At 59.5% G+C, this 21791-nt stretch carries 13 protein-coding genes and 3 pseudogenes; 2 read left to right on the forward strand and 14 right to left on the reverse strand.

From position 1 onward, the window contains the following. Entirely contained in the window at positions 1-1665 is a 1665-nt protein-coding gene (locus EN808_RS34095) for an ABC transporter substrate-binding protein (protein ID WP_245467327.1), read from the reverse strand. Between the two features lie 379 nt (positions 1666-2044). Between EN808_RS34095 and EN808_RS37425 the strand changes: the two are divergent. Further along, positions 2045-2165, forward strand: a pseudogene (locus tag EN808_RS37425) (IS256 family transposase); the annotation flags it as partial. A gap of 402 nt (positions 2166-2567) precedes the next feature. On the opposite strand, the gene EN808_RS34100 reads toward EN808_RS37425, so the two are convergent. Continuing rightward, positions 2568-3041, reverse strand: coding sequence for a hypothetical protein (locus EN808_RS34100; protein WP_126080660.1), 474 nt, complete (start codon positions 3039-3041; stop codon positions 2568-2570). 252 nt (positions 3042-3293) lie between these two features. Between EN808_RS34100 and EN808_RS34105 the strand changes: the two genes are divergently transcribed. Then, a complete protein-coding gene (locus EN808_RS34105; RefSeq protein WP_126080659.1) occupies positions 3294-4301 on the forward strand; it encodes a hypothetical protein in 1008 nt (335 codons plus the stop codon). Between the two features lie 780 nt (positions 4302-5081). On the opposite strand, the gene EN808_RS34110 is transcribed toward EN808_RS34105, so the two are convergent. The 12 genes and pseudogenes from EN808_RS34110 to EN808_RS34165 form a co-directional block, all read right to left on the reverse strand. Beyond that, entirely contained in the window at positions 5082-5981 is a 900-nt protein-coding gene (locus EN808_RS34110) for a hypothetical protein (protein ID WP_245466449.1), read from the reverse strand. A 565-nt stretch (positions 5982-6546) separates the two neighbouring features. Continuing rightward, positions 6547-7988: pseudogene (locus EN808_RS34115) on the reverse strand (NAD-dependent succinate-semialdehyde dehydrogenase); the annotation flags it as partial. 64 nt (positions 7989-8052) lie between these two features. Continuing rightward, positions 8053-8838 carry an SDR family NAD(P)-dependent oxidoreductase gene (locus EN808_RS34120; RefSeq protein WP_126080658.1) on the reverse strand — a complete coding sequence of 262 codons (786 nt, stop codon included), beginning with the start codon at positions 8836-8838 and terminating at the stop codon, positions 8053-8055. A 12-nt stretch (positions 8839-8850) separates the two neighbouring features. Next, positions 8851-9867: a cyclase family protein gene (locus EN808_RS34125; RefSeq protein ID WP_126080657.1), complete on the reverse strand. Its 1017-nt coding sequence runs from the start codon at positions 9865-9867 to the stop codon at positions 8851-8853. 15 nt (positions 9868-9882) lie between these two features. Further along, positions 9883-11589, reverse strand: coding sequence for an acetolactate synthase catalytic subunit (locus EN808_RS34130; protein ID WP_126080656.1), 1707 nt, complete (start codon positions 11587-11589; stop codon positions 9883-9885). A gap of 122 nt (positions 11590-11711) precedes the next feature. Further along, entirely contained in the window at positions 11712-13484 is a 1773-nt protein-coding gene (locus tag EN808_RS34135) for an ABC transporter permease subunit (protein WP_126080655.1), read from the reverse strand. 17 nt (positions 13485-13501) lie between these two features. After that, on the reverse strand, positions 13502-14599 hold the full coding sequence (locus tag EN808_RS34140; protein WP_126080654.1) for an ABC transporter ATP-binding protein: 1098 nt from the start codon (positions 14597-14599) through the stop codon (positions 13502-13504). 85 nt (positions 14600-14684) lie between these two features. Beyond that, positions 14685-15800 carry an ABC transporter substrate-binding protein gene (locus tag EN808_RS34145; protein ID WP_126080653.1) on the reverse strand — a complete coding sequence of 372 codons (1116 nt, stop codon included), beginning with the start codon at positions 15798-15800 and terminating at the stop codon, positions 14685-14687. A 190-nt stretch (positions 15801-15990) separates the two neighbouring features. Further along, entirely contained in the window at positions 15991-17154 is a 1164-nt protein-coding gene (locus EN808_RS34150) for a M20 aminoacylase family protein (protein ID WP_126080652.1), read from the reverse strand. A gap of 1197 nt (positions 17155-18351) precedes the next feature. After that, positions 18352-18721: pseudogene (locus tag EN808_RS37430) on the reverse strand (transposase); the annotation flags it as partial. 513 nt (positions 18722-19234) lie between these two features. Continuing rightward, entirely contained in the window at positions 19235-20404 is a 1170-nt protein-coding gene (locus EN808_RS34160; RefSeq protein WP_126080651.1) for a Xaa-Pro peptidase family protein, read from the reverse strand. 493 nt (positions 20405-20897) lie between these two features. Next, positions 20898-21791: ATP-grasp domain-containing protein (locus EN808_RS34165; RefSeq protein ID WP_127302982.1), on the reverse strand; the 894-nt coding region annotated here is incomplete at its 5' end.

Genomic DNA, 21791 nt, shown 5'->3' on the forward strand with positions numbered 1-21791 from the left:
TTAGATCGGCCTCAACCGATCGAACGGGAAATAGCTCCAATCCGATATCGCGTCCTCCGGTCCCCAGCCCTGGAAGCAGTCCTTACGATAGGCACCGAGCGTTAAGGGGTGACTCAGAATGATATACGGCGCCTCAGCATAGATGAGGCGCGCTGCCTGATCGACCAGCTCCTGGCTCCTCTTCAGGTCGACGGTACGGTCGACCTCAGTCAGGAGCGCGTCGAACTTCTCATTTGTCCAGTACGATCTGTTAGTGAGGCCGATGGACTTGCTACTGCCCAAGACGAGCAGGTCGTGAGGCGAGGAAGACAGCCAGTTGCTGGCGATTAGCAGATCCCAGCTTCCGCCGCCGTCCGTCGGCGCTGTCGTGCGGGCTGTGAGCGCACCGGAATCGAGCTGGGTCACCGACACGGGAATGCCAATTTGTCCCAGCCAGCCCGCAACAAGCTGCACGGCTGCAATCGGAATCTCGCTCACACCCGAAGCCTTTCCTGTGATTAGCTCAAGCTGTAAGCTCTTTCCCTCCTTGTCCTCCCGGACACCATCGCCGTTCGTGTCCCGATATCCGGCCGCGTCTAGCCGACGACCCGCCTCGGCTAGATCGAAGCGGCGCCTGATGTCGCTTAGGTCTGAGTAATAGTCGGCGGCTACCGGCATCACAATTCCGACACCAGGGTCTGCGTGCCCGCGGTAGGCGCGATCCACGATCGCTTTCTGATCGATCGCATAGCCGATCGCGTCGCGAAACGCTGGATCCTGCAGGGCCTTGGTGCTGCCCGCCCCCTTCCCGGAGGCCGTATTAAATGCCAGATAGTCCCGCTGCTCCACGCGAGATTCATAGACCCCGATATCGCTCTCCTTCGAGAAGGCAGCCCACTGTGCGGTTGTCACGCCCCCACAATCGAAGCTCCCACTCTTCAGACCCTGGGCAATTGGATCCTGCGTGGTGAAGAAGTGGATAATCATCCCGGCCGTCTTCGGCTGCTCAGTGCGAAAATACGCGTTTGGCGTAAGGCGCACAAATTGGCCTTGCTGAAACTCCGCAACGATCATAGGCCCAGTTCCCACCAGCGGCGGGTCGTTGCGAAAAGTGCTGCGCGCATCCGCGTAGCCGATGTCCTTCCAAACGTGCTCAGGGACCATTAGAACGAAGTTGTCAATTGGCCAGCGCGTAGGAGCCTTGGTCACGATCCGCAGAGTTTCGTCATCAATGGCCGTAACGGATGCGACTTGTTCCATGCCGTCTGTGCTGTTTTGGCCAATATTCAGCTCGTCTGGCTTGCCCACGGAGCCAAGCAGATAATTATAGGTGAACGCGGCGTCTCTGGCGGTGGCGGGTTGGCCGTCCGACCACTTCATGCCGGGCCATACCTTGATTGTCCAAGTGAGCCCGTCATCAGCAACGGCCCACGCCTTCGCAAACCCCCTCCGGTCAGGGTGTCGCTGGGCGTCAACGCCGACCAGCGAATCGTAGGACAAGACAAGCGGCCAGAACGAACTCCAGGTGGCGAATGGATTCATGGAATCGGGAGCACCCATCGAGCCGACACGCACAATATGGTCGCTACAAGACGAAGCGAACGCCCTTGAGTTAATGACCCACGGGGCAACCGATCCCACCAGCATTGCTTTGACGACCGCACGGCGATTCATAGACCACATCATTCTGGTCCTCCTTTAAGCCTCGCCACGCCGCATTCCCGCACCTCGTCGCGCCCATTTGGAACTGATGGCCAGCGCGTGCACAAGGTAATTGGTGTGGCGGTTCCCCTTTATAGTCTTAAGTTAGATTTCTTCGACAGCTGCTGAATTGGCAAATAGAGACTCGATATAATCGCCATCTAATAAGTAGATGGCTAACGACTCTCCCCGCCCAGATGGACGCTTTCTGTCGACGGTGCAGCTCTGAAAATCGCACCTGTTGATTCCCCGGTAATCGACCAGCGCTGCCGCCAAAGACATTCTGCTTCCAGCCCCGCAGGTCCGCACGAAGTGATCCGTGCGGATGCAGGAGGTGCTCGAGGCCGAGATGGACGAGGGCGGCCTCAACGAGGAAATCCGCCGGCGCACCTGTGTCGTGCTCATCTTTCCAAAACATAGAGATGCCGCCCCCGTCAGGACATTGGCTGTCGAAACCAACGAAAACGGATGGCGCCAACCGCTAGATCAACATGGACGATCTGCGTGAGCACAAGAAACATGCTCTGCGCCAAGCCGCGCGACCAGCACCATGGCTGTCCCATTTTACTGATGGGGTGGATGCCAGCCTTCTCCGACGGCATCGCAATGTGCCAAGTTGGTGGTGTTAGCGCCACGCAAAGGAGAGGCAGGCATCGATGGAAAAGTTACTATCATTGGGGTCGATCTGGGAAAGAACGGCATTCAGCTGCAGGGGGCGGCAGCTGATGGATCGGTTGTATTCCGCAAGAAGCTGTCGCGCCTGCAGTTTTGCAAGTTCATGGCGAGTCAACCGGCATGTGTCGTGGCAATGGAAGCGTGCGGCAGCTCCCACTACAGACCTGTCAGATGGCTCGGCTTGGCCATGAGCCAAGACTGATTGTCCCGGCCTATGTCCCAAACCGTCCGTCAAGCGGCAGAAGAACGACGTCGCCGAAGCGGAGGCGATCGTCGAAGCAGCGCAACGACCGACAACGCGCTTTGTCGAACCGAAGACCAAGGAGTAGCAGTCCCGGGCTATCGTGTTTCGCACCAGAGAGCAGTTCGTGAATCAGAGAACCGAATGGGTGAATGCGTTGCGCGCGCACCTCTAGGAGTTCGGTTATGTTGTTCCGCAAGGCATCGGCCACCTGCCACGTCTGGCAGAGATCGTCGAGGACGAGAGTGCAGACCTGCCGGATCTGGTCCGCGACATCTGCAGCGCTCTTGACCAAATCAAACAGTTGAGCAGCCGTTTCGCGGCATTGAAGAAGACGATCGACATGCTGTCCAAGCAAGCTGCAACATCTCGGCGCTTGCAAACCATGCCCGGTGTCGGCCCTATTGCTGCCCTTGGCATTTTCGCCACCGATGGAACCCTTCAAGTGCGGTCGCGATTTCGCCGCCTGGCTCGGGCTGGGTCCCTCGGCAGAAGTCAAGCGGCGGCATAGGCACAAGTGTCCCGCGCGGGCGCGCCGCGAGACACATAGCGCTTGCCCCTTTATTCGCACCGTCTCTTGGTGGCACGCGGATTGCATAGGACTCCGTGAAGGCGAGCGCGGATAAAGCGGGCTGTTCCCTCGAGAAAACAAATCCGAGCGAATGAAGTGCAGAACCGAACCATCAAGGAGTACGTCATGCGAGTAGCCGTCGTCCGGAATCGTGATTTTACAGGCGTGATCAACCGATTCGGTCAGCCTTATCCACAGCCCCCGCAGCCTTGGCCGCCCGGCGAGACAGTCGAAAGGGCGGTGGCGGCACTGCAAGATGGCGGCCATGAAACGCTTTTGTGTGAAGGCGACAAAGGACTGCTCAATACGCTCGAGCGCTTCATGCCACCCGATCCGCAAGCCCGCCCTTCAGGATTTGTTTTCAACCTGGCGGAGGGGATTCAAGGAGATTACCGTTTCACGCACGTTCCGGGCATGCTTGAGATGGCCGGCGTTCCATACACCGGATCGAGCCCACTCGGGCATGGACTGACGGACGACAAAGTTATCAGCAAGACGCTCATGCGCAGTTGCGGCGTGCCGACGCCGAACTTTCGCATCATGCGCTGCGGCACCGACAGCACCGGCGATTTGCGATTCCCACTTGTGGTGAAGCCGCGCCGTGAAGACAACAGCTTCGGTTTGCAACTCGTGCATGAGCCCTCTCAGCTGGCGCAAGCCGTCGAAATGATCATTGGGCAATATGGGCAGGATGCGCTAGTGGAAGAATACATCGATGGGCGGGAAATCCATGTCGCGCTGCTGGGAAACGGAAAACCCGAGGTGTTGCCCTTCGCAGAGATCGACTTCGGCGAACGCGAAATTGGCCTTTTGACTTGGGAAGCGAAGTACCTGCCTGCCGAGCAGGCGTCGACGATTTGCCCGGCGCGAGTCGGGAGCAGTCTTGCGACTTTGCTGCGGGATATTTCGATTGCAACCTTCCGTGCCTGCGAGTGCCGGGACTATGCACGCCTCGACGTCCGGATCGACCGCTCCGGCCAACCCTTTGTGCTGGAGATCAACACGATGCCTGGGCTCAGTATGCAATCCGAATATGTCCTAGCCGCAATCGCCGCTGGGCACAGCTATTCGAGCTTGATCAATCGCATCCTTGATGTGGCCCACAAGCGGTATTTCGGGATCGGCATCCCGTAGCCGGTCACGCGTCGAGTCGGCGCCCACTCGGTGCCCCATCAGCGTGGCAGCCGAGACGTCGCCAACCGATTTCGGTGCTGCGCCGAGTGCGAGGCGGCGGTGATGACGGCGGTCGACATGAGATGTTGGTCGCAATGCTCGACTGCAGAAACTGACCGCGATCTGGAGTGCGCTCTAGGGTTACACCGATCGGGCTGCGGTTTTGCTCGTCTGCCGGATGTGTTAATCCTCGATCGTTGCGGGCCGGGAGCCGCTGGACGCGGCCTGGCGGCGGCTTTCTGCGCTCGATTGCGGCGCAACGGCGACCGTCGGGGGGCATCGATCGCGCGGGCGATGGCGTAGCCGACGATCATGCGCGACCAGACGTCGAGAATGACGGCGACGTAGACGAAGCGGGCCGGTAGCGCGGCATAGGTGATATCGCCGACCTAGAGTTGGTTGGCAGGTCGGGACAATGTCCTTTTGCCAGATTGGAGTAGATCGGACTGCTATGAATGCTGTCGGTCGCGGCGACGAACCGGCGTCTGACCTTCGGTTGCAGGCCGTGATCGCCCTAGAAATTCCAGCTCCTGAGCCTGCTTGCCGATCAGCTGCGGCGATTCGCGCCTCATTTCCGTGATCAGAGCGGCCGAAGCCGTATGTTCATCGAACCACTCCACCTGCCTCTGCCAATCCAGACAAGGATCAGGGTGCGGGTGATGTCATGCCGTTCCCCCAAATGTGCAGCGTCTCGCCCGACAGATTTTCCTGCACGGCCAACGCTTAAAGGTGACGCTATAACTACGATGTCTTGCCATCGCTCATGGTCGACGTCGACTGACAGGCGTCGCTTGAGGGAGCTGGCGACCCGGCCGCTGGTGCCCATCGCGACGCCGTGAAGACTTTCACTCGCCTATCCAGATAAGCGCCTTCATCCCGGTCCTTCACTATTTCTGCGAGGGTCCGCTGATTGGTTTCGAATGATTCGGTCCACGCCGCGCTGGTGAATAACATTCGGCTCAGCATCACCGTGTCGAAAACAGGCAGCCCAGTCAACCGGCGTATGATCGGGGACACCAGAGGGAATGCGGTACATTCACACAGAAAAGCCGCGATGTGCGGATATCTCCTTCTCAGTCGCGTGACGCACGCCGTGACATCGTCCTCGATTTCAGACACTAGCGTGCGCCGCGGCGGGCGCTGCATTTCGTTATCCAGGAGCTTTCCACCTTCGATACCGCCGACCACTATCCGCGCACGCTCGGCCGGGTCGTCGATCCCGAATAGGCCTTCGCTGCAATGCGTGGAATCGGCAGTCAGTACCGCGAGCTTGGCGCCGGGTGGAAGCTGACGTAGCAGGGTCGGTATAAGCAGGAGACTTGACAGCGCCACGGGTACGTTCACCGACGCGGCCACCGCTGCCTGATGTCGGATGGCGAACCCACAGTTGGCGATCACGGCAACGGCGCCCCGTTCGACCAAGCGTTGCGCTGACGTGACGTAGGCCGGTTCAAGCGACGGATCGCCTCGGATGACGCGATCCGCCCAAGCACCCTCCACTGTCTCGATGATGATCGGAAAGTCGTAAGTATCTGGATTGAGCAGGGAACCGGGATACGTTTGCGGAGGTTTCTCGCCCGGCGCGAGCCCGCGCTCAAGCTCGAGAAAGCCTAAGGAGGCAGGAGGTCTATGTGATGTCACGCGGGGAACCTCGAGCAGTATTCTATATCATCATCATCGGAGGCAGCGCCGCCCTTGCGGGTGGTCACGTGCCCATGTGATCGCACTTGTGCCGGCCGGTCAAATATCGAATGCAGGCGGCACCATCGTGAGGCCAGATGGCTTTCCCGGCGACGTCGCGGCTGTCTCCCCGCAGCAAACCAGCCGCATATCTGCATAGCGACCGTTTCCCGGCATCTGCGGAGCGTCATGCGCGTTGGCGGCATCCGGCCGAAATAACGTCTGTATGTCCGGACGTGAGCTCTTACGGAATCGATTCTGTAATTCTGTGATTCAATCCGGACATGCAGATCGGCTACGCGCACGTTTCGACGGCCAGAACTTGGACCTGCAATGCTCTGATGCTCTGATGCGCGCCGGCTGCGAGTAGATCTTCGAGGAGACGCAATCCGGCCGGACCGGCAACAAGCGTCCCGCGCTCGAGGTCGACAGCTTGGGATCATCCAGACCGCTCATGACCTGCAGCAACGCGGTCCCTACCCGGCTTAGTGCAGGAGATAACTCTCTGCCCGGGATCCTGGAGGGACAGGCATAGATACTTCAACTCGGTGTAGTCCTCGAGGCCGTACTCGAACCTTCGCGGCCGATGCCGGACTGCTTGATGCCACCGAACGGCGCAACCTCGGTGGAGATGAGCCCCGTGTTGATGACGACCATGCCCTATTCCAGCGCCTCGGAGACACGGAAGATCCGGGATGCATCGCGGGTGTAGATGTAGGACGCGAGACCGAACTCGGTAGCGTTTGCGCGCTTGATGACCTCTTCTTCCGTATCAAATCGGAAGAGAGGCGCGACCGGCCCAAATGTCTCTTCGCGCGCGACCTTCATCTCCTGCGTTACATCGGTCAGGATCGTCGGCGTGAAGAACAGCCCACCTCTTTCGTGCGGTTCGCCGCCGGCGACGACTTGAGCACCCATTGCACATGCGTCGGCAATGTGCTCCTTCACTTGGCGGCGGCCTTCTCCTCGATGAGCGGTCCGATCGCCACGCCTTTCTCGAAGCCGTCGCCGACCTTGAGGCTCCTGACGCGCTTCGTCAACGCCGCCGCGGCGGCATCATTGATCCCGGACTGCACGTAGAGGCGGTTGGCGCACACACAGGTCTGCCCGGCATTGCGGAGTTTCGACAGGATCGCGCCTTCGACGGCAGCATCCAGGTCCGCGTCGTTGAAGACGATGAAAGGGGCGTTGCCGCCGAGTTCGAGGCCAAGGTTCTTGATCCGGCCGGAAGCCTGCCGCATCAGCGTGCGGCCAACCTGCATAGAGCCTGTGAACGTGATCTTGCGAACCTTGGTGTTCTCGCAGAACGCCTTGCCCACCATGACCGCGTCCTTCGAAGTGATCACCGAGAACAGTCCGCCCGGCAGTCCCGCGCGCTCGGCGAGCAGCGCCAGTGCCAGCGCCGAGAGCGGTGTCTGGGCGGCGGGCTTGGAGACGATGGCGCAGCCGCAGCAAGCGCTGGCGCCACCTTCCTCGCTAGCATCTCATCCGGGGAGTTCCACGGGGTGATCGCACCGACCACGCCGACCGGCTGGCGTATTACCATAATGCGCTTGTCGTCCTGATGTCCGGGAATGACGTCGCCGTAGGACGCTTGCTTCCTCGGCGAACCACTCGACGTAGGACGCGCCGTACAGGATCTCGCTGCGCGCTTCGGCGAACGGTTTGCCCATCTCGGCGGTGAGGACGGCCGCGAGATCGTTGGCATTCGCGACCATGAGGTCATGGAGGGCGCGCAGGACCCCAGCTCTCTCCTTGCCTGTGCGTCGGGTCCATTCCCGTTACGCGCGGTGCGCGGGGTCGATGGCCTGCTCCACCGTATCCCTTCCGACATCGGGGACCGACGAAACGACCGCGCCGGTCGAGGGGATTGGTCATGTCAAAGCGACGTCCGCCCGAAATCCATTCGCCGGCGACATAGGCGCGTTCGATCAGAAGAGAAGGAACGGCCAGTCCCTCCGGCATCATGGTAAGTACACCCATACCCAGAGCTCCACTTTCAAGTCTTGTAAGTATTCAGCCGCCAGGCGGATCAGATCATGAATGAGCCGCCGTTAACGTCGAGCGTGACACCCGTGAGGAAGGCAGCGTCTTCAGATGCCAGGTAGGCGACCGCAGCGGCGATGTCGTCACCGGTGCCCAGTCGGCCGACAGGAATGCTGGCGACGTAGGCCTGGTTAAGTTCGGCACCAGCCGCGGCAGCCATCGGAGTTTCGATGCGACCCGGCGCAATGGAATTCACCGTGATGTTCGCTGAGCCGACTTCAACCGCAAGGGTGCGGGCAAGGGCCATCATGCCGGCCTTTGACGCGGCATAGTGTGCTCCTGCAATCTCGGTTTTCGTTCGGCCGGCCACCGATGCGATGTTGATGATCCGGCCCCATTTCGCCGCCCGCATGTGGGGAAGACAAGCCCGGCAGCAGAGGAAGGCGCCTGTCAGATTTACTTCGAGAACCTGACGCCACTCCACGGCGAGCATCTCCTCAACCGTTGCCTTCCGTCCGCCGTGTTTCGGAGAGATTCCCGCGTTGTTGACCAGGATGTCGACCCGCCCGAATCGAGCCGATGTAGCCTGGACCATTCGCGTGACATCAGCGTCTGTGGACACATCAACGCGCACCGCCAAGGCCCGCCCAGTACAGTCCGAAGACAGGGTCGAAATGCTGGCGTTCAGGTCACTCTCGGAGAGGTCCGCCAGCACAACATTGGCGCCGGCGTTGAGAAACCGGGTGGCGATCGAAAGTCCGATGCCCCGCGCGGCGCCTGTCACCAGAGCCACCTTGCCGGCGAATGCGGTCGCGTGCGAAACCTGGTCCACGACCTACTTCTCCTACACTGTGGCGACGGGTGTCAGCGGCAAGCCGAACGAGCCGGGCAGGCGCAGAGGCGGAGCGGTAAGGAAAAACCGGCTAAGGTTATGATCTCTTAGCCACGCAGCCAAGTCCGATAGATACCAGAGCTCGTCAAGGCCAAGCTTGAATAGACAATGCTGGTGCAGCGGCAGGCCGGCGCAGTGGTCGCAGCCGTCCGGTACGCGATTCGGATACGCCTCCACCGCGAAGTTGTCGGCAACCAGCGCGGCGATACCGCAGTCGTCGATCCACCGGAGCAGCCTGTCGTCCCGCCCCTCTAGTACGGCGCAGGCATTGTGCAGAACACGCGGATCCGGGCTGCCGTCCATGTCGACAACAAGTTTGGCGAATCCGGTGTGAACGCACAGTATGTCGCCCGCCTCGACTTTAACGGACTGAGTCTGCATAGCACGCACTAGGGCATCGTAGCCGACCAGGGTTCGGTCCCGTCCATAGATCCTGCCTAGGTCAAGCAGCACGCCCCAACCTTGGACGCAGGTCTCGGCGAACTTGTCGATGCCTAATCGGCGCGCGCGAGCTCCGCCTTCGGCATCGGGTCCAAGAACATCCGTGCCGCCCCTGAAGCCATTATAATAGACGATCTCAGCGGTGCCGTCATCGTCGGTGTTGAAATGCTGCCCGATGTGGCTAAGGGCGTCCCACTGCGTCGAATATTGTGTGAATAGTGTCACGCTGTCATCGCAGGACGCGTCAATGTAATGAGTGTTCTCCAGATATAGGGGATAGTTCACCGCCGGCAGTCCCTGCTTGCGTATCGCCACATGACGACGCGGCGGCTTGCGGTTCGGATTGAGCGCAGTCCCGCCGGGGAGATCCAGTGGCAAGCTGAGGCAGAAAGCCCGGCCGGTCCTGATCTCGGCGGCCGCTTTCAGTCGGATGTCATCCGTGATCAGGTTGAGGCGCCCGACTTCGTCGTCGGCGCCGAACAGGCCCCGGTTTGCGCCTTCCGGCTTATTGTTCCATCGGTTGCCCACGTAACGCCATTCCGCTCAGTGATCCAGGGTCCCGGCAAACAGCGAAATCGGAGGATGCGCATCGGGATCCGTCATCACCTCGATGAGTGTCGGCCGCTCGGCGACGAGGGCTCGCTTGAGGACCTCCGGCAGAGCCGCAGCGTCCTCGACTCTTATCCCTTCGCAGCCACAGGCGCGCGCAATCGCCGCGTGATCAACCGCTGCAAAATGGCAGGCTGTGGTATAGGCCCCAAACTTCACGGTTTCTGCGTCCTTCTGGAAGCCGAGGATGCCGTTGTTCAGGACGACGACCGTCACCGGAATTCCCATGCGGACCATCGTCTCCAATTCGGCCCAGGAATGGGCAAAGCCGCCGTCCCCGACAAGCGCCACAACAGGTGCCGAAGGCCGCGCGACTTTTGCTCCAATGGCGAGCGGAAGGCCCCATCCGAGCCCGGCGAGCCCACGGGGTGTGAGGAAGCGCGTCCCTTCCCGTGGCGCTCGCAGATGACCGACGACCCACATCGATGAGTAGCTTGCATCAGCAGTGATGATCATCTCTGGCTGGAGCAGATTCTGCAGTTCCGCCATCACGCGTTCTGGCCTGATCCCTGCGGTTGCCTGCTTTAGAAGGGGTGCCCTGACCGTCTCGAACTGGCGCCAGGCATCGGCAATCCGCTCGGCCAGACCGGGGCGCGCCTGTGACCTTGCCTTGAGATCTTGGGTCTTGAGGGCCTGCGTGAGTGCTTTGAGGGTTTCTGCTGCATCCCCGACGAGGCGGACTGCCTCGTAGTTGCGCCCGATCTCCTGCGGGTCAAGGTCGATCTGGATGATCCTTGTACCCGGACGAATGAGGCGCCAGCTGTCGGTGCCGTTCTGGTTGTTTCGTGTTCCAACTTGCAGGATCAGGTCGGCATCCTCGACCAAGCTCCGCGTGAAGCGGCCAAGCGATGTTGGCCCTACGAGGGATCCGAGCACGCCGAATGAAAGGGGGTGGAATTCATTGACGGCACCCTTCCCCATGTTCGTCGTGAATACAGGGAGCGAGGCAAATTCCTGAAGGTTCGCCAGAGCCGATGGCGCGCCGGTGGAAAGGGCGCCCCCACCCGCCATGACCACCGGGCAATGGGCTTTCGCGATTAGGAAAGCCGCTTCGGCAATGCTGGCATCCGACGGCCGGGTCCGGTCGAGGGGCCAGGCGCTGAGGCATGCCTCGCGCTTGTGGGCGCTGGGCTGGGCTGTCTCGCGGAGCAGGTCAGCCGGCAGTAAAAGGACGGCAGGCCCCGGCCGGCCACTCGCCGCAGCCACGAACGCGGCGTCCACGTAGTCGTCAACCCGATCCGCGGTGCCAATACGGCGCGTCCACTTGGCGCAGGATGCGAAAAGCGCCAGGTGATCGAGTTCCTGAAAGGCATTCTTATCCACCTGCAGTCGCTCTACCTCCTGAATGAGAGCCACCACGGGGATGCTGGCCTTCAGGGCCTCGGCCAGCGGTGCAACGAGCAGTGCCGCTGCTGGACCGTTCTGGGCGGTGACCACCGCGACCTGTCCCGAGGCCCTCGCGAAACCATCGGCCATCGCACCACCCATATTCTCCTGGCGGTAGGCGATTTGACGGATTCCGATTTCCTCCGCAGCGAGGATCACGGCGGAAGGAAGGCTCTGACCGAATATGAACTTCACGCCGTGGCGCGACAACGCACGAGCGATTGTTACGGCAACGGTAGGTTCGATTTCTGTCATCGTGTTTCTTCCTATAGAGTTCTGAATGGTCAGGCGCAGAGTGACCGCGGCCCCAAGGCGCGTAACATGCCGTGCGGTTGACACGCTGGCACTGCCCGGGAGCCCTAACGAGTAGTGCGGATTCAGACCGCGGCGAGCATGCGGGCTGAGGCAGCTTGCATTCTGGATCTTGACCGCCACCAGATGAAGTACATGGCGACGAGCCAGAGCACGGGCAGAAGCATCAGCAGCGACGCCACCGCGGCGACGGTGGGGTCGATTTCATGCCGGATGTTTTCCCACATCTTTAAGGGAAGCGTGCGTATGGATAGACCGCTGACGAGCAAGGATATGACCACTTCGTCGAACGAATGGAGGAACGCAAAAACCGCCCCGCCGAGGATGCCTGGCCGGATCAAAGGCAGAGTCACCCTCATGAATGTCCGGAACGGCCCGGCCCGCATGCTCTTAGCGGCTTGCTCAAGACTAATGTCAAAGTTGGCCAGCGTTGCCGCGACGACAACTACGACATAGCTCATAGCGCCAATGCTGTGCGCCAAGACGATGCCTGTCTTCGATCCGACTAGGCCGAAGGATACCAGACCAAGGTAGGCTGCGATGCCGACCACGATCACCGGAAAGGTGATCGGTGCTAGGAGGACCAACGTGAGCACGTTGCGCAGCATTGGCGCGCTGCGACTGAGTCCATAGGCGGCCAGCGTGCCGAGTATGGTCGAGATTATGGTTACCGAGATTGCAATTTCGAAACTGCTCAGCGCGGCCCCGTTCCACGACGGATCGGCAAAAAACGAACGATACCATTGCACGGAAAAGCCGGATGGAGGGAATTCCAACTGCGTTCCGGCGCTAAAAGACACGATGATCACCACCACGCCCGGGAAGAGGAGAAAGAGTAGGGTGAATATGACTACCGTGATCCCTATGAACCTCCACACATGGGTGGCGTCGCCAGCGCGGTAAAGATGCATGTTCCAGCGACGCGCCCGCCGAAGCGTGCCGAGCTCAGTGAGATGTCGCACCAAGGCCCCCGCTGCGGGAAAACGGTTTCGCCGATCCGACGCAGCATTGCCTTTGGGGCCGGCCGGATTGAGTCTGAGGACGGCGAGCACCGTCATCGCGATCGCGAGGAGAATAAATGACGCTGCCCCTATCCGGCCGAGATTGAATGAGCTTTGCACCTCAGCCGCGATGAAAGTCGAGAGCATGGCATCGCGCAGGCCACCAAGGGCTGCGGGCGTGATGTAGAATCCGAGGCTCAGGATGAAGACGAGCAACGCACCACTGCGTAAGCCGGGCAGACTGAGCGGTAAGAACACGCGCCAGAAGGCCGAGAACGGACGCGCGCCCATGCTGCGCGCGGCTGCCACTTGCGACTTATCGATGCCGAGCATCACGCTCACTAGCGGCAGGATCATGATCGGCAACATGATGTGGACCATGCCGATATACATGGCCATACGGTTGTAAATCAGAGGCAGAGGACTGGTGATGACGCGCAGATCGAGCAGCAGGTTATTGATAAGGCCGCGGTCACCTAGGATCATGACCCAGGCGTAGGTTCGGGCCAGCGAACTCGTGAGATACGGGATCAGGACGAGGATGACCAAGACAGACCGGACCTGCTTCGAAGCAGCCGTGATCAGGTAGGCCGTCGGGTAGCCGATGATAGCGCAGATGACCGTGGCTACGATGCTTACCTCGATGGTCTGGATGAGGACGCGAACGTTCGCAGGATGCACGAAGAACGTCACGTAATTGACGAGGGAGAGCGCGGGGGCGTTGATGCTGTTTAAGAAGAGCTGGACGATCGGTATGGCAAAGACGAGTAGCAGGAGGCAGAGCGCCGGAAAGGTCAGCACAACAGAGGCCCGCGTAAGCTTTTGTAAAGTCAACATCTGCGAGTCCCCTGAGATCACGTCGTGACGAAGCGGATGTCCGATCTCAACCAGTCGAGCTGAATGGTGTCCCCGATCTGGAAGATCTGACGCCCCGCGGCGACGTGTTCGCGTATGACCACGTCGTTATCGCCGACAGCCACATGGTATCTTCGCAGCGGGCCGGCATAGATCATATCGGTCACGGTGCCGGCGACATGCTGGCGCTGATCGGCGTCGGCACTCTTCGTGGCGCCAGGGGCGGAGATCCGTATACGTTCCGGCCGGATCATCGCGACGGTGCCGTCCGGTTGCGGCGTATCCGACTCAACAGCGAATGACGGATCATCGAGGATGTTGGCGTCCCCAAGGAAATTCGCGACAAACCGGGAGACAGGACGGTCATATAGCGCCTCAGGCGTGTCAGTTTGCTCAATTCGTCCAGCGTTCATCACCACGATCCGATCGGAAAGCGTGAGCGCCTCCTCCTGGTCGTGTGTGACACACACCGTAGTGATTCCGAACTCTTTGTGAAGCCCCTTGATCTCACCCTGCATTTGCTCACGCAAGTTACGGTCTAGTGCTCCCAACGGCTCGTCTAGCAACAAGATTGGAGGGTCGGCTATGAGGGCCCGGGCGAGCGCCACGCGCTGCTGCTGCCCACCGCTGAGCTGTGATGGCATGCGGTCACCCAAGCCGTCCAAATGGACACGTGACAGGATGCGTTCGGCTCTCGCGGCCCGCTCAGCCGACCTGATGCCGCGCATCTCGAGCGGAAATTCAAGGTTGCGGCGAACGGTGAGGTGCGGGAAGAGCGCATAGCTTTGGAAGACGACGCCCTGATCGCGCCGATAGGAAGGTACCGAGGCGACGGACTTCCCAGCGATGCGGATATCACCTTCGGTAGGCGCCTCGAACCCCGCCAGCAGCATGAGTGTCGTCGTCTTGCCAGAACCGCTCGGACCAAGGATCGTGAGGAACTCGCCGCGCCCAACGGTCAACGACAGGCTCCTGACCGCAATGACCTGACCGTATAATTTGGTGACGTTCCGAAATTCGATTTGCTCGGAAAGAGCGAGTTTCTCCAATGGTCTATCCTTAGCTAGCGGATGCAGCGTTCTGACTGGTGCATTCATGTTCGTCACTCCAAGCCGAACGATGACGTGCTGGTTCGGTGCGGCACGTCATCGGTAAATGCCGTCGCAAAAGGCCGACAGGGGCTTAAAGCAGGATCCACTCGTTCCAGCGCTGGACCAGCTTTTCGGTGTTCGTGAGCCCGTCCGATCCCTTCTCGGCGTACCATTTCGAGTCGATTAGCACACTTGACCTCAGGTAGTCGGGGTGGCTGGCCAGCGAGCGCCCAATATCTTCCGGTAGAACCTTGAACGCGTTGAGGTTGCTCGGGCCGAACGGCATGAGTTGTGAAAATGCTGCCTGACGGTCGGCGCGCGCGGTAAATGCGACAAACTGTTGCGCAGCGTGCGCGTTAGGAGACCCCTTCACAATCTGCCAGTAGTCCCAAGTTATTTTCGCCTGGTTACGATTAATTTCAAGCGGTGCTCCCTGCTTGATCAACGTGCCGGCCCTACCATCATAGGCATTTACAAGATCTACTGCCTTGTCATGCATCATCTGCTGGATTTCGGACCCTGTTCCCCACCATTTGCGAATATCGGGCTTTATTCTGTCCAAACTTTTGAAAACACGATCTAGGTCCATAGGATATATATCCTTTGGATTTACGCCATCGGCGAGAAGGGCTTCCTCCCAAGGGCCTTCTGAACCATATTGGCCGCTGACAAGACTGCGGACACCCGGGAAACTGTTCACGTCCCAGAATTCCGCCCATGTGGTCGGCCGCAGCTTACCCGCTGGGAATTTTTCGGTATTGTAGACCATGACGAACGCATAAACTACGTTAGCTACGCCAAACGGCTGCTTTGCGAAGTCGGCGAGCCCGTCTAGGTCTTCATTCCTGTAAATAGAATAATCGATCGGCTCAAAAAGACCCTTTTGGGACAACTCGAACGAAGATCCCTGGTTAGCGGTGACAACATCGACGGTGACGTTATTCTGCGCAACCATCATCTCGATCGATGCCCGGTCGCCCTGATCGGTAATCGGGGTCATCTTAATGCCTGTTTCGGCTTCAAATGGTTTTACATAGGCCTCAATCATCGCCTTTCCGGTATCGCCACCGTAGACAAGGACGCGCAGTTCGCCAGGAGTCTGCGCCGATGCCTTGTTACTGGCAATGGAAGGAAGTGCGCCGGCAGCCAAGGCGGTTGATGCTGCCTGCAGGAAACGCCTGCGGTTAATGATAATAGAGAAGCTCATGGCCATTCCCCTTTTTTAATGTTGAGCATAATTGAATATGCAATTTTCGCCGACCCAGCGGACGGCCGCAATCGAGACTTCGCGAAGTGATCTACGTGGCGGTGCCGACGCGGTCCTGTCCTGCGCGTTTCACGGTCAACTGAAGCATCTCTCGCCGTTCAGCCCGGTTCACGAGCCGTAACCCGACAAGTCAGGCCGCCAGAATCTTCTCGACGAGGGTTACCCAATAGCCCACGCCATACGGGATCGCCTCGTCGTCGAAATCGTAAGCGGGATTGTGCAAGCCCGGCGTCGAGCCGTTCCCCAAGAGGATGATCGCGCCCGGCCGCGCTTCCAGCATGTAGGCAAAGTCTTCGGATCCCATCGAAGGCTTGACGTTGTCGTTTACGGCGTCATGGCCCACGAGGCCGCGGGCTGCGGTGATCGCGAAATGTGTTCCGGCCGTGTGATTGAATGTAAGGGGTTCGAGCCGCCGATGCCTGAACTCAATTTCCGCGCCCATCCCGTGGGCCACGCCCTCGGCGCATAACCTGATCTGCCGCTGCGCCAGATCGCGCACGGCGGAGGTCAGACTCCTGACAGTCCCACCCATTTCGACCTGGTCCGCGATGACGTTGTAGGCTTGGCTCGCCGTGAACTTCGTGACAGAAACGACGAGGGCGTCAGTGGGGTCGGTGTTGCGGGACACCACGGTCTGGAGGGCAACGATGATTTGTGCGGCGGTGACCACAGGGTCGACAGTCCTGTGGGGCGAAGCTGCATGCCCGCCCCTCCCCTTGACGATGATGTCAAACTCGTCAAGCGCCGCCATCATACCGCCCTCCCGGATGGCGAACTGGCCAATGTCAGTGCCGGGTGAGTTGTGCAGGCCGTAGACCTGGGAGATGTTGAAGCGCTCCATGATTCCTTCCTGGACCATCTTCAAAGCACCTCGTCCATCTTCCTCGGCGGGCTGGAAGATCAAAGCCGCTGAGCCTTTGAAGTTGCGCGTCGCGGCGAGGTGTTTTGCAGCCGCCAATAGCATCGCGGTGTGGCCGTCATGGCCGCACGCGTGCATCTTGCCGGGTATCCGCGAGGACCAGGCCTTGTTCGACGCTTCCAGGATCGGCAGGGCATCCATATCGGCGCGCAGTCCGATCGTCGGCCCCTCCCCGCCCTCACCCTGGATCAGGGCAACCACGCCGGTCTCGGCGATGCCCGTCTCGATGTGATTGATACCGAAGGAGGCCAGCTTCTCAGCAACGAACTTCGCCGTATTGTGCACCTCGTATCCCAGTTCCGGATTCTGGTGCAGGTAGCGGCGCCATTGCGTGGCTTCTTCCTGGAGATGTCGGAAAGTGTCGACGCTGTACATCTATTAGTTCCCAGCTTTTTCTGTCCTAGTGCCTTATTTAAGCGAGCATCATTCCGCAGCACGATTTCGTCAAATGCCTTTTGTGTATCATCGACATCTAGTAACGAGATGGACCCGAGGCTCGCTTTTCAGCACAGAGGTCGGTCCCGGCCAGCACATGCTAGGTCGCCGTGGGGCAAGTCGGTTACGGAACTGACCCTTGGATGTCTGCGTCCTCGCGCGTCGGCCCGGCCCACCGAATTAAGATCGTGAGGCCCTCTCTGACCAGATCATCCATGACAGCGTGGACCGCGGCCTCGGCGATGGCACTAGTCACGGGGCGGCGGAAGCTAGGATTTCCCTCCGACATCGAGCATAATCAGGCTGCGATCGAAAAAGGGTCCGGGAAGCAGCGTCATTGTCGCAAATCACAGCATCGATGATCGCCGTCAGGTGGCTAGGGCAATTGTTTGGTCGTGATCGATCTTGTTTCGTAGGCGACCGGGGTTGTCCCTCCGGAGATAATGAAGTCGGCCATGACCGGGTAATTTCAGCAGGGAGAAAGGGAGCGCGTTGAATGCATGTCCCCCTGCGGGCCTAGGCATGAAGAGGTCGTTGCCTTCGAGGCCGCCCAGTCCCGCTGACGCGTTGGCAAATTGGTCGTGGTTTAAGGCCGGGGCGAAGAACGTCGCCAATCGGCGAGGGACGCAAAAAGCCATTGTCGCGCTTGCCAGAAGACTGGCGGTGATCATGCCTCGCACGTGGCTGGACGCCACCGAACTTCGCTGGAAACGGCAAGACACCATGCTTGCGGCCACCTGACCCAATTGTATGGACCGGCTGCTGATCGCAAGTGAGGCGTGGAGGATAGCGGAAGTCGCTCATATGTATCCGGCCCTTTTGGTCGGCTCGCGTGTCATGGCCTTGATGGGGAATTCGCACGCACCGTTAATCTCATTAGCGGATAGGTTGCCAGGCAACCATTTGGGTCAAACAGATTCCGGGTGCGTTCATATTCGCTCCATGCTTCTCGCGCACTGGGGGGTGGCGGTTTAGATGGCCGTCACCTCGTTTCGGTGCTGCCGAATGTCCAGCCATTGCGCAGCACGGTATTGCCGTGCTGCCCGGCGCGAGAGCACTTCGCAACTCGCAGTTCGCAATCCTGGAGAACCGTGCCGACGAGATATCGCCGCGCATGAGCGATCCGATCGTTGGACTCTACGAGGACTGGCTGTGGCTCGACGAGCTCATCGAAACGGTCAGCCAGGAGATCGAGGAGATCAGCCAGAACGAGGCGAACTGCCGTCGCCTGATGAGCGTGCCGGCGTCGCGCCGATGATCTCCTGGTCGCGGCGATCGGCACAGCGAAGCCTTCGATCGCTGTCGGGACTTTGGCGCTTCAGCGATAGCCAGTGCCGTGGCGAGCTTGCTGCGATGAAGCCGCGGCGCGGCATTCTGCAGCCATGCGCCGAAGCTGGCCGCCTGGATTAACAGAATTCGCAGATAAGCGGCTTCCTGGTTTTGAGATGCGGCGGACAGTCGGCTTCCCTCCGGTACTGTATTGCCGTGGCACGAGGCCAAGCCATGCGCCTGTTCGATGAGGAAGGCACGGATCTGGAAATCGTCGCGGTGCGCCGCGAGACCAGCCGCGATCGCAGCCATCGGGCTCGTAGCTCCATCAAAGCCACGTCGCGCACGCGATGACCTGCCGGCCAACACGACCGGCCAGTCCCCCGCGGCACAGCCGAAGCCAAGTCAGGACGAGGAGATGGTCGCCAACCGATCGAACAATCGAATAGGACATGAAGCACTAACAAGCTTGACCGCAATCGCTCCAGAAGCCATCGCAACTAGTGTCACCTCAAATCCGCCAACTGGCGGACAGAAGTCCTTCGGAGGGAGTTCGCTACGGTCCACGTGCTGATCGCATCATTGAATCAGACGCCGAACAGATCTTTCCGCCATTCTTCTAATCCCAAGAGCCAATCCGGAGAGAAGCAAGACCCTCCGGAGGACATCAAAACGCCGGCGATTCGGACAACTTAGAAGCGCCTGACATCAACACGATCGAATAGATAGGCGACCGGACACGATTGCCCGTTCAGATTTCGAAGATCTTCCGCGGCGTGTTTGTGATTACCTCAGCGCCGGTGCCGGCGACCCGGAATGTCTCGCTGATCACGTAACCGAAGTCGTCCTCAATCCAGTTGCCCAGCATCAAATGAAAGGTCATGTTCGGCTTCAGCTCAGTCGTGTCGCCATCCCGGAGGCTTGCAGTCGGTTCGAGCCAGCCAATGCCGTGCGCGTAGCCGCAGCGCGTTTCCTTTTCGAAACCGTGTTTGCGGAGCGTCTTGTAGAACGCGTTGGCCACTTCGCTGCACGTTGATCCCGGCCGGACTGCGGCGAGTGCCGCCTCAAGGCCTTCGACCTGGGCCTCATGAATGCGGCGCAGGCGTTCGGACGGGGCGCCGATCGAGAAAGTACGCATGAGGCCCGCGGAATATCCATGGCGAGTGCCGCCGAGTTCGAGATTGATCTGGGACCCGTCGCGGAACACGTCCCCCGTCCACGGAATGTGACAGGTACCTATCCGAGGCGAGGCGCAGAGATAGAAGGCCTTCAGCGCCGTTCCCGGCTTTCCATTCGCTCCCCGGATTAACGCCGCCGCGATCTCTGCCGCCGCGTCGGCTTCCGCTACACCGGCACGTATGACTTCGCTGGCGCGCTTCATCGCGGCGTCGGAAATGGCGGCGGCTTCCCGCATGACTTCTATTTCGAGATCGGATTTGACTAGGCGGAGCCAGCTGACAAGCTTGGTGCAGTCTACAACGCGAGCCTCAGGCAGCCGTGACTTGAACTTTTCCGATGTCGCTGCAGGCAGGCTCGACATCTCGATACCCAGCCCCCGTTTCGCGAGACCAGCTTCATTCAGGAAGTCGATGACGGCATCGTATCCGTCGTTGGCTAGATTGCCAATGAGCGCTTCCGGGTAGCCGATGATCTTATCCTGTTCCATGAAACATTCGTACATGGCCGCCGGCGCATCGCAACGACGAAGGATGAATGTCGGCTCCTCAGCCACCCCGTCAATCACAAGCGCCTGAGGAACATATCCGGACGGCGTGGTATAGCCTGAAAGATAAGTGATATTGGAAGCGTCCAAAACGAGCAGTACGTCCACGTCGCGTCCCTCCATTTCAGCCTTCACGGCGGACAGCCGGCGCAGGTATTCAGTGCGTGGAAATGCCTGTACACCCTTTGGGATCGTCATGAGTCTACTCCATTGATTTTTGAGGTTTGCATTCGCGCAACAATGACACAGCCTCCGCTAAGACTGGCCAGCACAATCCGGTCGCTGAGGCTTGATCGTCCTGTGCTTGTTGTTCAACTCGCGGCTAGAGAAGTCAGACGATTGAACGCCCAGCGGCCATGGTCAAATGCAGTTTCCATATCGACGTCATCTGGCTGCAAGATGTCTCCGAGAGACTTGTTCAGCAGGTGGCGGCCGCCTGATCAAGCGAAGCCTAGCTCGCGCAAAGCCCCTTTGGAGCGCAGGTAATCAGTCGCCACTCACGATCGTGTCGCGGAAAGCAAAGCACGAGGCTTCTGTGAATCAGCAAAAATCAACCGATCGCGATTCGCCACGGATCGCAAAGTATAGCTATGGCTCCGCATCTCTTTCGTGCTCTCAATCGCACCAATGTTCGGCAACGATCACTCTTTGGCTGGGACATCTGCGCTGGTGCGGAGAGACGAGGAACCGATTATTGTTCCTGTTCAGTCGGAAATGGTGTGATCGACCAGTCGATTAGGTCGATGGCTTGCTGGAGTATCGACTTTGTCCGAGAACGGTTGGATGAAACGGCGATAATGTACCCCATGGAGTCTCGGTAATCGCCCTTCCTGATGATCGGCGTCTTGGGCTCAACATAAAATTTGACTTCGGCGACACCCGGTACAGCAGCAGCCTGACTGCCGCCATGGATCCAATCGAGGATGCCATCGCGATCAGGAAACAATGAGCGCCAGGCCGCGATATGTGAATGGCTTTTGCGCAGGTTACATTCGCGACCGATGACAAGCTTGATGTGTTCGGTGACGAGGTCGACTCCGTAAGCCAGATGAACCGGTTGAGGACCACCACCAAGCCGCGGGTTGACTTCAATAACGACTGGACCACGTGTCGTCCATCGGAATTGGATACTGGTTGGCCCCCAGCCAAGGCCGAGAGATCGCAAGCAACTCAGCGAAACATCGGCCATAAGTTTGTACTCGTCATCAATGAGCGGGGCTGGGAAGGTTCCTTCACTACAGACGAAATGCGGCTGGCCGCCATATACAGCAGCCTCTATCCCAACGATTTCATTTCCCATTGCGTAAGCGCCGTAGTCTGGACCATTCGCGTATTCTTCAACAAGTATCCTCGGTGAAGATCGCCAAATATGCTTCCCACCCAATAGGTAGGTGGTATGTTCGGCTAACTCATCGACGGTGCTGCATAATCGCACACCGATGCTGCCGCTGCCTATGACTGGCTTCAGAATCACCGGCAGGCCGATCTCGGCGGCAGAGATTTCAACCTCCGCTGCATTCGCTGCTAAGCGATAAGCAGGTATTGGAATGCCGGCCTCCGCGAGGAGCTGACGTTGAGTAAATTT

Origin of the sequence: Mesorhizobium sp. M8A.F.Ca.ET.165.01.1.1 (assembly GCF_004792065.1) — a bacterium.
In the GTDB taxonomy this organism is placed as follows: domain Bacteria; phylum Pseudomonadota; class Alphaproteobacteria; order Rhizobiales; family Rhizobiaceae; genus Mesorhizobium.

What these genes read in the sequence shown, in the direction of transcription:
- EN808_RS34145 (WP_126080653.1), bottom strand. Translation starts at nt 15,800, where the DNA reads ATGAGCTTCTCTATTATCATTAACCGCAGGCGTTTCCTGCAGGCAGCA.
- EN808_RS34135 (WP_126080655.1), bottom strand. Translation starts at nt 13,484, where the DNA reads ATGTTGACTTTACAAAAGCTTACGCGGGCCTCTGTTGTGCTGACCTTT.
- EN808_RS34105 (WP_126080659.1), top strand. Translation starts at nt 3,294, where the DNA reads ATGCGAGTAGCCGTCGTCCGGAATCGTGATTTTACAGGCGTGATCAAC.
- EN808_RS34130 (WP_126080656.1), bottom strand. Translation starts at nt 11,589, where the DNA reads ATGACAGAAATCGAACCTACCGTTGCCGTAACAATCGCTCGTGCGTTG.
- EN808_RS34095 (WP_245467327.1), bottom strand. Translation starts at nt 1,665, where the DNA reads ATGATGTGGTCTATGAATCGCCGTGCGGTCGTCAAAGCAATGCTGGTG.
- EN808_RS34140 (WP_126080654.1), bottom strand. Translation starts at nt 14,599, where the DNA reads ATGAATGCACCAGTCAGAACGCTGCATCCGCTAGCTAAGGATAGACCA.
- EN808_RS34160 (WP_126080651.1), bottom strand. Translation starts at nt 20,404, where the DNA reads ATGACGATCCCAAAGGGTGTACAGGCATTTCCACGCACTGAATACCTG.
- EN808_RS34150 (WP_126080652.1), bottom strand. Translation starts at nt 17,154, where the DNA reads ATGTACAGCGTCGACACTTTCCGACATCTCCAGGAAGAAGCCACGCAA.